The 11,988-nt window shown below is 32.8% G+C and carries 10 protein-coding genes; 2 read left to right on the top strand and 8 right to left on the bottom strand.

Annotated elements, in window-relative coordinates:
- From QZ659_RS14835 to QZ659_RS14820, 4 genes are all read right to left on the bottom strand, one after another.
- Positions 1 to 1,357: hypothetical protein (locus tag QZ659_RS14835; RefSeq protein ID WP_291726802.1), on the bottom strand; the 1,357-nt coding region annotated here is incomplete at its 3' end.
- Positions 1,358 to 1,636: 279 nt separating this feature from the next.
- Positions 1,637 to 3,031, bottom strand: a complete 1,395-nt coding sequence (tilS, locus tag QZ659_RS14830; protein WP_291726801.1) for a tRNA lysidine(34) synthetase TilS — start codon at positions 3,029 to 3,031, stop codon at positions 1,637 to 1,639.
- A gap of 53 nt (positions 3,032 to 3,084) precedes the next feature.
- Entirely contained in the window at positions 3,085 to 3,684 is a 600-nt protein-coding gene (locus QZ659_RS14825) for a hypothetical protein (protein WP_291726798.1), read from the bottom strand.
- Between the two features lie 212 nt (positions 3,685 to 3,896).
- The gene (locus QZ659_RS14820) at positions 3,897 to 5,486 is read right to left on the bottom strand and encodes a peptide MFS transporter (protein WP_291726796.1); all 1,590 of its coding nucleotides are present in this window, start codon (positions 5,484 to 5,486) and stop codon (positions 3,897 to 3,899) included.
- A gap of 272 nt (positions 5,487 to 5,758) precedes the next feature.
- Here QZ659_RS14820 and QZ659_RS14815 point away from each other — a divergent pair, with 272 nt between their 5' ends.
- Entirely contained in the window at positions 5,759 to 6,805 is a 1,047-nt protein-coding gene (locus QZ659_RS14815) for a hypothetical protein (RefSeq protein ID WP_291726793.1), read from the top strand.
- A 15-nt stretch (positions 6,806 to 6,820) separates the two neighbouring features.
- Here the strand turns inward: QZ659_RS14815 and QZ659_RS14810 are convergent, their stop codons facing one another.
- Positions 6,821 to 7,312, bottom strand: a complete 492-nt coding sequence (locus QZ659_RS14810) for a hypothetical protein (RefSeq protein ID WP_291726792.1) — start codon at positions 7,310 to 7,312, stop codon at positions 6,821 to 6,823.
- Between the two features lie 133 nt (positions 7,313 to 7,445).
- Between QZ659_RS14810 and QZ659_RS14805 the strand changes: the two genes are divergently transcribed.
- Positions 7,446 to 8,750, top strand: a complete 1,305-nt coding sequence (locus QZ659_RS14805; RefSeq protein WP_291726791.1) for a M28 family metallopeptidase — start codon at positions 7,446 to 7,448, stop codon at positions 8,748 to 8,750.
- Positions 8,751 to 8,876: 126 nt separating this feature from the next.
- Here QZ659_RS14805 and rpmH read toward each other — a convergent pair whose 3' ends face one another.
- The 3 genes from rpmH to gcvT all read right to left on the bottom strand — a co-directional run bounded on the left by rpmH (position 8,877) and on the right by gcvT (position 11,904).
- A complete protein-coding gene (gene rpmH / locus QZ659_RS14800; RefSeq protein WP_291726788.1) occupies positions 8,877 to 9,032 on the bottom strand; it encodes a 50S ribosomal protein L34 in 156 nt (51 codons plus the stop codon).
- A gap of 903 nt (positions 9,033 to 9,935) precedes the next feature.
- Positions 9,936 to 10,574, bottom strand: a complete 639-nt coding sequence (locus QZ659_RS14795; RefSeq protein WP_291726787.1) for a T9SS type A sorting domain-containing protein — start codon at positions 10,572 to 10,574, stop codon at positions 9,936 to 9,938.
- Between the two features lie 211 nt (positions 10,575 to 10,785).
- Entirely contained in the window at positions 10,786 to 11,904 is a 1,119-nt protein-coding gene (gene gcvT / locus QZ659_RS14790) for a glycine cleavage system aminomethyltransferase GcvT (protein WP_291726784.1), read from the bottom strand.
- Positions 11,905 to 11,988: the final 84 nt, after the last annotated feature.

Raw genomic sequence — 11,988 nt, 5'->3', positions numbered from 1 at the left:
TTGGATTGATTTGTAGGTTGGAATAATTTCCATTCAAATCTCCACCAGCAGAGCCAAGCGAACCAGCAGTAAATGAGTTTCTATTTTCCCACATCACGTTTCCAGTTGCGTCTGTCGTCAGAACTAAATCATTTCCAGTACTTTGGATTTTTGAAGTGGTAACAGAACTGTTAGCTAATTCTGTTTCCGTAATAGCATTTGGATTGATTTGTAGGTTGGAATAATTTCCGTTTACATCGCCACCAGCAGAACCAAGCGAACCAGTAGTAAATGAGTTTCTATTTTCCCACATCACGTTTCCCGTTGCGTCTGTTGTCAGAACTAAATCGTTTCCTGTACTTTGAATTTTTGAAGTGGTTACTGAACTGTTTTGTATTTTATCTTCAGTTACAGCGTTATCAGCAATTTCTGTTTCTGTAATTACGCCTGCATTTATTTCTAAAGCTGAATAATCGCCACTCAAGTCGCCTCCTGCATTTCCTAAAGAGCCTGAAGTAAAAGTGCTTCTATCAACCCAAATTACATCCCCTGTTCCAGTAGTGGTCATTACTTTATTATTTCCACCTCCTTGTATTTTAGATTCTGTGATTGCCCCATCTACTATTTTATCAGTAGTAATGGCATTGTCTTGGATTTTATCTGTTTCAACTGCTCCAGTAGAAATTTTAGAAGCAATTACAGCATTATTTTTTATTTTTATAGTCTCTACTACATCATCTGAAAGTTTTTCTACTGTAACAGAATTATCTGCTATATCTTCAGTAACTATTGTTCCATCTTGAATTTCATTTGTTGTTATAACATTAGAGTTTATTTGAAGGTTGTTATAGTTTCCACTTACATCACCCCCTGCCGAACCCAAAGAAGCAGCAGTTGTTTGCAATTCAGATTGATTTACCCATGTTACATTTCCTTGCTCATTGGTTACCAATACTTTATTGCTTCCTTCTCCCTCAATACTTTCTGTTGTGATAGCACCATCTGCAACACTTTTTGCCATGTAAGCATAAGGAACTATATTGAGTGCAGAAACCATCATAGGAGGATTGTCTCCTATTTTTATTCTCAACATCAAATCATTATTTTCTGTAAAAAGGTCGTCTCCAAAAGGGACAACACTTCCCAAAATCACAGAGTAGAGTCCTCTTGTGATTGTAACTTGCTGTGTTTCAGACCATCTAATGATGTTGTTTTCTGAAATGAGTTCGAACAGGATAGATTCTGTTCCTTCATAAAGTTGCCCATTATTTAGAAGTTTGCCTTGATAAGAAATGCCTGTTGGATAGTTAAGACTTTGTGCTTGTAGATAGAGAGGAACGCAAAGAAGACATACTAAAGAAAGTATAAATGATTTCATAGCCGAAAAAATAGAGAAATACAGTTAAAAAAATAGAGCTTTCCAATTTGCCTTCTAGTTAAAAAAATTGAAATGGAGAAAACTAAAAATGCTCCAACAACAACTAACAAGACATTGATTAGATATGTTATTAAAAAACTACTTATTTGTAGCTTCACTTATAACAACGATTTTTATATCAGAAAGTTTGAAGTTTTTTAATATTATTTTTTAGCTATTAACTTTGAAATAATTATTAAAAATAACTACTATTAAACAAAATCAATTTTATGAATATTTTTAGGAAATTTTCATAATATATTTAGAATTTGATTCTAACCTATATTTTTCGCCTATTCGCAAATGCTCTACTTTACTTTCTTCAATAATTCCCACCCAAAAAATGGTTTTGTCTGATTCCAATATATAAACAAAATCTCTTTGATATATCGGAATTTTCAAATCTGTTAGAAAATTTCCAATCGTTTTCGAATTTCTCATTCCTAAAGGGATAAATCTGTCTCCATTTTGCCATTTTCTTAACATTAAAGGAAATTTGAGTTTATGAGCATCTACATACATCGACTTGCTTTTAAAGTCTGCTTTATCTGCATTCTGTTTTTCTAAAGTAAGAATCGTTTTGTCCTTTTTATTTTTAATAAGGTATTTTCCATTATCATTAAAATCTATTTCAATCTCTTCAAAGTTAGTTTTTTTATCATTTTTGTCTCTCAAAATCCATTCTTCTTGATTTGTAAAAAGTGTATGTGATTTGGCAAAAAATGTCTTACTCTTTGTGTCTTGGCTATCAAGTTGTTCTAAAATTTGCTTAGATTGCTTATAAGAGAAACCATACTTTTTCAAAAACTCTGAAACGATAAGCAAAGGTTCTACTATATTTCTAATAGTTTCTGTTCTTATCAAGATGCTTTTATCTTCTCTTTTGGAGAGTGTTTTTTCAAATGTTTTTAGATGAAAACGCAGTAAATTTTCCATTGCTCTAAGGCGTTCGGAGGTATCTAAAAACGTTTTTTCTGTATCTGGATTGATGTCTTTTAGCTTAGGAACAATCTGATGACGAATGAAATTTCTTTTATATTTTTCGGTTTGATTGCTGGCATCTTCTCGCCATTTTAGATTATTTTCCTTTGCATAATTCAAAATCTCCTGTTTGGTAAGGCAAAGCAAAGGACGAATAATTTTGGCTTGACTGTTTTTATATATGCTTCTTTTGGGGACAATTCCACGCAGCCCAGAAATGCCACTTCCTTTGCTCAAATGATAGAGCGACGTTTCTAAAGAATCGGAAAGATGGTGTGCTGTAGCTACGAACTCATAACCTTCTTTGCTACTTATTTTTTCAAAAAAATCATAGCGTAATTCTCTAGCTATCAGTTGAATAGATTTTTGTTTTTCTTCTGCTAATTTTTTGGTGTTGAACTTGATAGAATGGAAATCTATATTTTTTTCTTTTGCATAATTTCTAATAAATTTTTCATCTCCATCAGATTCGTCTGCTCTAAGTGAAAAGTTACAATGAGCAATTCCTATTTTTTTTATGTTGTCTAGTTTTGATAAAATATCTGTCAAAACCATTGAGTCCACACCTCCACTACACGCCACAAGGATTGATTTATCTTGTAGTTCAAAATTATTCTTTTTAGAAAATTGCTGGATTTGTTTTAAGGTTTTCATGAGAGTTTGTAAACCGTCGTTGAGGCTCAAATGTAGCTATCAACGAGGATTTTTTAATATTTTGCTGCAAAATTATTCAACATTTTATTGTCTATCAATTTTATAATTTCTCTAGCTGTTTGTTTATCTGGACTTTCATTTCTAAAAACGGTCTTCAAACTATCGCTTGCATTTTCTTCATATTCCCTTCCACAAGGCGTGTCTAAACTTGCTCCATTTTTTATTAAAAGCTCCAAACAAGCAATATAGTTCTCATTAATTTCCATTGGAAAATCTATTTTTTTCTGTTCGTATTTTTCATAAATCGCATAAAAGAGTGGTGTATGAACTACTTTGTATGGATAAGTTTTAGGATTTTTGAAAGTAAAACGTTTTTCTATTTCTGCATTGTTTTCTATTAGAAATTTTACCATATCAATATCTCCTATCTTACTAGAATATGCCAAAAATGGATATGGACAGCCATAATCTACTGAAATAGACTCGTCTAAAATCTGTTTTTTTACAGCTTCAGTGTTTCCACTTGTGTAATCTGAACAGATAGTTTCCGTCTTGTAAGTCGTATAAAAAAGATAGCCAGCCGTTCCAATGATACCACAAAAAATAGTTGTGATAATTAAAATGACTAGAATTTTAATAGTATTATCGCTCATTGTTTTTACATTAAATTAAAAAATCCTTATTCAAGCAAAGAAAGAATAAGGATTTTTAGAGTACTAGACATGAGATAAAAAGTTGTTGGTGTCGCTGTCGCTAAAATACCAACGAACGGTACTTTTCCCTGTTCTGTGGCTTACAGAACAGGAAATATCTATGGATGTCCAGTACTCTAAAGAATTTTTTGTCTATAAAGATAAAGTTTTTATTATCTAATTCCGTTAGACCATTTTATCATTAATGGAGAAAGAATAAGAGCCAAAATAGCAAAACCAATTGCTGCAAATCCTACTTGTGAGAATACAGTAGAATATGTATAGAGTTTTTCCATTCCTTCTGTAAAATTGGCTGCTTGTTCTGGAGCTACTCCTGTAACCATTTCTACCAAGCCATCTATGAAAGTAGGTTCTGTGGCTGTTTGTTGTCCATCACCTCCATTACCTGCTGTAAATGTAGCAATGATTCCAGCAATATGATGAGCAAAAGCAGAAGATAAGAACCAAACCCCCATCATAAAGCCTACAAATTGTTTTGGAGTAAGTTCTGTTACTTTAGAAAGTCCTACTGGAGAGATAAATAATTCTCCTGTTGTCATTAGTAAATAACCTAATACTAAAAATATCATTGGCACTAATGCAGATTCATTAGCAAAACGAATAGAAATAGCAAAAATCAAGAATCCTAAACCAAGTTGAGCAATACCTAAAGCAAATTTTATTGGTGTGTATGGGTTCATTTTCTTTTTAGAAAGCCATATCCACATCATAGAAAAAGGAATAGCAAATATTATGATAAAAATAGCATTAATAGAATTGGTTTGTGCAGCATTCATCAAAACTAAATCTACACTATTTTTAGCAAAAAGTGTGAGGGAGCTACCACTCTGCTCAAAGAAAGACCAAAAAACCGTAATGAAAAAAGTAAGAATACAAACTACAAGAACTCTTTGGACTTCTTCTTTTGAGACGATTGTCATGATATAAACTACATAAGCAATAGAAACAGCTAAAGCACCATACAAAATCCAAGAAACATACTGATTTTCCCATACTAAAAATGTAAATATTGGAACAGACATAAATGCTAATACATATACAACAGATTCTGCTGTTTTTGCTAGAGTTCCTTTTCCATTTGGAGGATGACCTTCATTTCCAAAAACACCTTTACGCATTCCATCCCAAAAGAATATAAGTCCTGCAAGCATTCCTACACCTGCTGCACCAAATCCCCAGTGCCAACCAAAAGCATCAGCCAACCAACCACAAAAGATAGGAGCAGCAGCAGCACCAATGTTGATTCCCATGTAAAAAATAGTAAAACCTCCATCACGGCGAGCATCTCCTTCTTTATAAAGAGAACCAACGAAAGAAGAAATATTTGGCTTGAAAAATCCGTTTCCAACAATTATTAAAGCAAGTGCGATATAAAAAGCATATGTATTTTCTATTGCCAAAACAAAATGCCCTAAAGTCATCAAAATTCCTCCTAACATAATTGCTTTTCTATATCCTATTAACTTATCAGCAACCATACCACCTATAAAAGGAGTCGCATACACTAAAGAACCATACGCAGCATAAACTACAATCGAAAGTTCCTCACCATTGGGAAGTCCATTGAAAAGGACATCAGTCATATAAAGTGTTAGCAAAGCACGCATTCCATAAAAACTAAAGCGTTCCCAAAGCTCTGCAAAGAATAAGTAAAAAAGTCCTTTGGGGTGTCCAAACATTTCTTGTAACTCTCCCTCAAAAGGGTCTTTTTGTGGTTTGGCTGGTATTCCTTCTGTTGCCATAAATTTTAATTGGTGTGTTGATTTATAAGTAAATAATTCTAATATTTTTTGCTATTATAGCTATTCAATACTGCGAATTTATGAATTTATAATGAATAATTTTGAAACAATTTGGAATTAGGAAAATTTAAGAAGTGATTTTTACCCAAATACTTTGTTATATTTACTATTGATTTAGTTAAAAGGCTTGCCTTTCAACTACACTTCTACTTTCCATTTAGCATTATCAGTAACTGTTTACTGATAACTATTTACTGATAACTGATATTTCTATGTTCGACTTTGATTTTCGTTTTTTAGATGCTAAAAATAAGCCTACTTCATTTTTTGATAAGCAAGGTTCTATCGAAGAGGAAGGAATATATTTTGATGGAGAAATGCTTGCCTTTTCAGAGATTCAAGAAGTGGTTAGATATCGCAATCGTCTTTCTATCATTATAAAAGCAGGCGCAAGAACGGCTGTAGATGAGTTTTTGCTGCCTCATTTCAATGGTTTTATGATTCGTGTAGAAGAAGAAGAAGCCTTCGATATAAAAAGTATGATAGATAGAAGATACACAGAGCTTCAAGTAGAAGAGAGAAAAAAAGAACTCAAAGCTCAAGACGAACTCCATAATTTCAGAAAATCTGAATGTCCTACCTGTAGAAGTAGCATAGATTTGTCTTATGTACGCCCTACACGCTATATTTTTTGTAGATATTGTGATACTATTTTCAATAAACATGGTAATTATACAGATTTGAATGACTATAAAATCTGCCCAGTTTGTAATTACTATAACCGAGTTCAAGTTACACCAAAAGTAGAATTATACTTTTACGGAAAAGAAGACAAGGCTTCTGTTTTTGAATCTACTTTTCAATGTGATAGCTGTACGGAAAGGGAATTGCGCCCTCGTTTTTGGAAAAATCTTCCTTTTGTGGTGGGGGCAATAGCTGATTTTATAGCTAAAAACAAAATAGAAACAGATATTGATTCCTCGTATGCAGAACTTACAAAAGCTAACCGATTAGGATATTTAGGCAGAGTGGATGAGGCAAAACCTCTTTATGAGTCGATGTTTCTCTATGTAAAAGACCAACCTGGTGTACTTTACGATTTTGGAAAGGCATATCTTGATTCGGCTCTACTTTTATTGGAAGATGAGGAGTTTACTGGAGATGAAGCAGCATTGCCTTACATAAAAGAAGCTGTACATTGGCTTTCAAGATGCTTGAAAATGTGTGCTAATTATGAGCCTGCTATTAAGCTCTTTGAAGACAACGAAGAACTAGAATACGAAATTGAGGACGACGAATATGAAGATGAATACGAATAGAATAAATAAGATGGATTATCTAACTTTATTTAGATTTAATTCTACCTTATTTTCAATATCATAAAGTACAAGGTTAGAAGATTTGAAATAATTTATTTCATAACATCGTTGATTTTCGTCTCCACTTCCAATGACTAAAAAACGTCCTGTTTTATCAAAAATGCCTCCTTCGTTGGGACATTTGTTATAGGTGGCAAAAGTTTGGTAGTCATTTTCTCTTTTTTCTCTCTCATAAAGGTTTGGATAAACCTTTCGCCCTTCAAAAATAAAATAAGTTGAACTTTTTTGAGCAACCTCTTCTTCTACTTTCCAAGTACCATCTAACTCAAAGGTAGTTTTTTTGAGAAATTCTATATTTTCTAAAGAAGTTGTAAAACTGCTAGAATCAGTAGGTACAATCGTATAAAGTTCTGTATATTGATTCTGTTCTTTTTTTCTGAAACAAGAAATACAAGAAAGGACTATTGTAAAAAATAAAGCCGTAAAAATAAAATTTTTAGATAACATTCAGGTTCTATCTAATTATAAATCAAAGATTAAAATGACAAATACAGATTTTTTTAAGAAAGACTTTCAAGCAAAATTATATAAGTTTTGTTGTGTTTTTTTTATAATGTTTTTATTCAATGTGTCTAATCTTATGGCACAAAGCGATTCTAAAAACAAACTAACTCATCATACAAACGTTATAAAATCAGCAAAAAATACAATTAGTGAGCTATGTAGCCCTAAAATGCACGGCAGAGGCTATGCTTATAGTGGCGAGCAAATAGCTGCACAATACATTGCTTCAGAGTTTGAACGAATAGGATTATTAAAGTACAAAGGTAATTATTTTCAATCATTTAATCTAAAATCTGTCAATACTTTTCCAAAAAAAGTACAATTAAAATCTACAGAAAAAAACTTTCAAGTAGGAGAAGAGTATTTGATAACTTCTTTTTCAAATTCTGGAAAAGGAAAAGTGGGTGTTTTGTATTTAGATTCAGCTTTTTTTGAGAACGATTCGGCTCAAAATGCCTTTCAAAAAGTCTCCTTGAAAAAAACGGCTGTGATGTATTCTGATAAATGGACAAAGAAAATTCAGTTGGAAAATGCAGCATTTATAGATAAAATACAAGAGGCAAAAGCTGTTTTTGTCAGAACAGAAAAGTTGGTTGGTGTTCCTTCACCAGTTGCGTATTCAAAACCACATTTTGAAGTATTGGACAGTATTTTTCCTATTTATGAGCCTTTGGATTTGATAGATTTACAAGATTTGAAAGAAGCTAAAAAACAAGGAAAAATTCAAAAGCTAAAGTTTAATGTAAAGTCAAAACTTATTGAAAGTCAGCCTTCACAAAATGTAGTGGGGTATGTAAAAGGGACAAAAAATCCAGAAAAAGTGATTGTTTTCTCTGCACATTACGACCATTTGGGTAGGATGGGAAAAGATGTTTTCTTTGCTGGGGCAAATGACAATGCTTCTGGTGTAGCGATGCTTTTAGAACTAGCAAAATATTATGCTCAAAATCCTCCAGAATACTCAGTAGCTTTTATGGCATTTGGTTCAGAAGAAATCGGACTTTTGGGTTCGATGTTTTATACTACAAATCCACTTTTTCCACTTAAAAATATTCATTTTCTTATCAATTTGGATTTAGTTGGAACTGGAGAAGAAGGCGCAACAGTCGTAAATGCTACTATTCATGAAAAAGAATTTGAACTATTGAAAAAAATCAATCAAGAAAAAAACTATGTAAAAAATATAGCTAGTAGAGGCGAAGCAGCCAATTCTGACCATTATTTTTTTCATAAAAACAGAGTTCCTAGTTTTTTTATTTATCTGAATGGAGGTAGCCAAGCCTATCACGATATAAACGACACCCCTCAAAACTTATCACTTTTTGCTTATCAAAACTTGTATGAACTTTTGATAGAGTTTAGTCAGAGTTTGATGGAATAACATAAAAGTGTAGGTTAAAGGCTTGCCTTTAACATTTATAAAAGTAAAAAGGCTTTTCAGTATAATTTTATACTAAAAAGCCTTTATAATATGCGTTGAAGTGCAGTAGAAACACTAGAGTAATTCTTACTTGTGTGTACGCTCGTCAGAAACAGTAAGTTTATGACGACCTTTCGCACGTCTTGCACGAAGAACATTACGTCCTCCTGGAGTTTCTGAACGTGAGCGAAAACCATGTTTGTTTTTACGCTTGCGTTGTGAAGGTTGAAAAGTACGTTTCATAATAATTGAGATTAAATAAGCCTAAAGTTTCACAACTCTAAACTGTTTTTATGAGTGTTTTAAAACAATGAAGGGCAAAATTACGAAAAGATGTGCGTTTCTACAAAGATTATTTTATATTTTTACTAAATACTATATTCGTCAAATATAAGTCGTTCACACCCTTGTTGGTCTTTAGTTTCAGCTTGTCGTTACGATAACCAATAAGTATACAATACAAACTTATGAGTATATTTGTTGTTGGTGTCATTTCACTAAAACACCAACAACAGTAAAATGGAACAAAATATTTAATTCTTTTAATAAATTTAGAAAATCAAATCGTGCCTATTTCTCCATAGGGTTGGGTTTGCAAACCCAGCCCTATGGAGAAATGAACTTTACAAAATTAACCGTGATAAGGTTTATTGATATAAACTAAATAATGCTTGTGAAAAATGAAAAAAAATATGTAAACAAAATTCTTAAAAATGTAATACTTGGGTTAAATAAATGGAGTAATACTCGTGAAGCTGAAATAACTCATATAAGAGAGGAAAAAGATTTTTTTTAGTCACAATAGAGATGAGAAAAAAAGCAGATGGCTCAATTTTATATGGTTCAAGTACTAAATATGCAATAGATAGAGGTAACAATATGTATTATTTTGTGCATCCTATGGACAGCTTAGAAGAAATTAGTAGAATTATAGAAAGAGGGCGAAGAAACACTTTATATAGGATAAAAGAAAAACTATTAAATTTCTATCACAATAAGATTTCCCCTCGTTTGGCGTAGTGTTTCAAAAAAATGAATGAAAAAAGTAGCTCTAGCTAACTTCCAAGCGAGTTAGAGCTATGTCTTCGTTATCCAGCCGTGGCTTTCGACTCACTACTCTAAAACCTATCAATCTGTATTTACATTCTATCTTTCTACTAACATCTGATTTACTTCCGTACGCTGTGCCGAGCGAAAATGAACAAAATAATTCCCATTTTGCCACCCATTTATATCAATAATTAAGGGAGACTTATCTGCTTCCATAGAAAAATAAAGCACTCCATCTGAATCATAAATTTGTACAGTAGCGTGCATATCTGTACTTGGCAAGTGAATTTTGATATATGAGGTTTCTACTTTCGAAGGTACAAACTGATTGGATGCCAATGTCAAGATGACATCTACTGGCATAATTTCAGAATAGGTAGCATCGCCATCAGCATTCAGAATTTTCAAACGGTAGTGTAGGCGAGAGGCAAATGCTTTTTTATCTACAAAAGAATAATATTCTGTATCGTTGCTCTGAACAGTTTCAATAGTCGTAAAATTGCGACCATCTATACTGCGTTCTACCTCAAAATAGGAAATAGGAACAGTTTCGGCAGCCGATTTGAGTTGCCAACGCAAGATAACTGTTTTTGGAGAAGTAGCTTGTGCTTGCATACTAACCTCTTGTGCATAACTATAGGCGTGAGTGTGAAAAGCACAAAGCAATATTAGTAACAAACAACTTATACTATGTACCAAAGTTTTGAAGGAAGAGTAAAATATTTTTTTTCGCATAGCCGTGTTGTGTTTTTCAGAGATAGTAGAGCAAAACTTATTATGGCGTTTTGACAAAGATAAGCAAGATAGTACTTTTCAAAGAAAAAACTTCTTGCACTTATCTATATAGTAGTCAGAATTTATACCAATAACCCCAAAAAATGAATTATAGTATATTATAAAAACTATTTTTCGATAAAGTTATCTTGCTTACCTACAAAGTGCTATTTTACTTCTGTAAAAATGGAAACTTTCTGACTTCAGCCTTAATTCTTTTTCCTTCTCTTACCTCTACAAAGATTTCAGTATCCACTTTTGTAAATTCTTTTTTAAGGTATGCCATTCCGATAGATGTTCCCAACGAAGGTGATTTTGTACCCGAAGTAACTTCTCCAATCTGATTTCCTCCGTCTGCTGCATCAAAAACTTTATGGTGTTGGCGAGCAATTCCCTTATCTAAAACTTCAAAACCTATTAATTTCTTTGTAACGCCTTCTTTCTTTTGAAGTTCTAAGGCTTCACTATTAATAAATTTTTTATTGAATTTGGTTATCCAACCCAAACCAGCTTCCAAAGGCGAAGTAGTATCATTTATATCATTTCCATACAAACAAAATCCCATTTCTAGGCGAAGCGTATCTCTTGCAGCTAACCCAACAGGAACAATTCCGTGTTCTGCTCCACTCTTCAAAATGGCTTCCCATACTTCGACAGCATTTTCATTATTGACATAGATTTCAAAACCTCCTGCGCCTGTATAGCCTGTATTTGAAATAATTACATTTGGAACGCCTGCAAACGTATCTTTTTTGAAATGATAATAAGGAATTTCTTTCAAGTTTACTTCTGTTAGAGGTTGAAGTGCATCTACAGCCACAGCACCTTGCACAGCAAAAAGGCTCATTTCATCAGAAATATTTGTCATCTCTACGCTTTCTGGCTTATGTTTCATCAGCCAATTCCAATCTTTTTCAATATTTGAAGCATTTACAACAAGCAAATAATCATTCTCTGCCATTTTATAAACAAGCAAATCATCTACAATTCCTCCTTTGTCGTTCGGAAAACAAGAATATTGTACTCTGCCATCATAAAGTGTAGCTACATCGTTGGAAGTTACATACTGCAAAAATGCTTCGGCTTCTTCTCCTTTTACAGAAAATTCTCCCATATGTGAGACATCAAACATTCCTACTTTTTCACGAACAGCGTGGTGTTCTGTAATCTGTGAAGCATACCAAACAGGCATTTCATAACCAGCAAATGGAATTAGTTTAGCTCCTAGTTTTGTATGAATATCGTGTAGAGCAACTCTTTTTAGTTCTGTTGATGGAGTAGTTTCAGCCATTTTATTGTACGTGTTTTTAGGTTAAAATCAAGCAATATTTTGCTACTGCAAAAGTATGAATTTTTTTGGAATCAAGACTTATAA

It is taken from the genome of Bernardetia sp., assembly GCF_020630935.1.
Classification (GTDB): Bacteria; Bacteroidota; Bacteroidia; order Cytophagales; family Bernardetiaceae; genus Bernardetia.
This window is presented reverse-complemented; position numbering and strand designations above follow the sequence as displayed.